This window comes from Oleiphilus sp. HI0066 (assembly GCF_001635725.1).
Genome location: NZ_LWFH01000749.1, coordinates 1 through 696, shown reverse-complemented (window position 1 = coordinate 696; position 696 = coordinate 1). Strand labels below are relative to the sequence as shown.

At 42.5% G+C, this 696-nt stretch carries 2 protein-coding genes; both read left to right on the top strand.

Annotated features, from left to right (window positions below):
- The coding region (locus tag A3738_RS09105; RefSeq protein ID WP_156504135.1) for a DUF692 family multinuclear iron-containing protein at window positions 1-354 on the top strand (354 nt) is incomplete at its 5' end.
- Window positions 344-696, top strand: a 353-nt coding sequence (locus A3738_RS09100; protein WP_197473749.1) for a DNA-binding domain-containing protein, incomplete at its 3' end; no start/stop codon positions are given. The genes A3738_RS09105 and A3738_RS09100, both read left to right, overlap by 11 nt.

Genomic DNA, 696 nt, shown 5'->3' with positions numbered 1-696 from the left:
GACTGTTTGTTGCTGTGCGATATCAACAATATCTACGTGAGTGCTCAGAATCATCAGTTTGATGCTAAAGATTATTTGGCGCGACTATCGGCAGATCGCGTGAAGGAATTACACCTAGCAGGGTTTGAAGACCAGGGTACACATTTACTTGATACACATGGCGCCCAGGTACATGACGATGTTTGGAAGCTTTATGAAGAGGCGCTCAAGCGCTTTGGCTCTGTGCCTACATTGATTGAATGGGATACAGACATCCCAGAATACTCAGTGTTATTGAAAGAGTTAAGTAAAGCGAGACAGTATTGGGAACAGCATAATCATCACATCAAAGATCGGGCTGATTATGTCGCCTAAACCTGAAAGTAATGCGTTAAATGCATTACAAGATAAGTTTATTCATGGACTCTATCAGGGCGAAATCGCAAACGTAGAAGCCTTGATTTGCGATTCAAATAAACTGTCAGCCACACAGCATTTTGATATTTACCATGGCAGCATGCTCGGTAATTTCACTGCGTCATTACGTGCGGTTTTTCCGAGAGTGTTGGCAGCACTTGGTGATCAGTTTTTTGATGCCTTAGCGCGTCAATATATTAAAAATCACCCATCCAAAACGCCTAGTTTGGATGATTTTGGGGAAGGCTTTCCATGCTTTTGTGAAGGCTTCAAACCCTTGCATGATTATCCATATGTGAG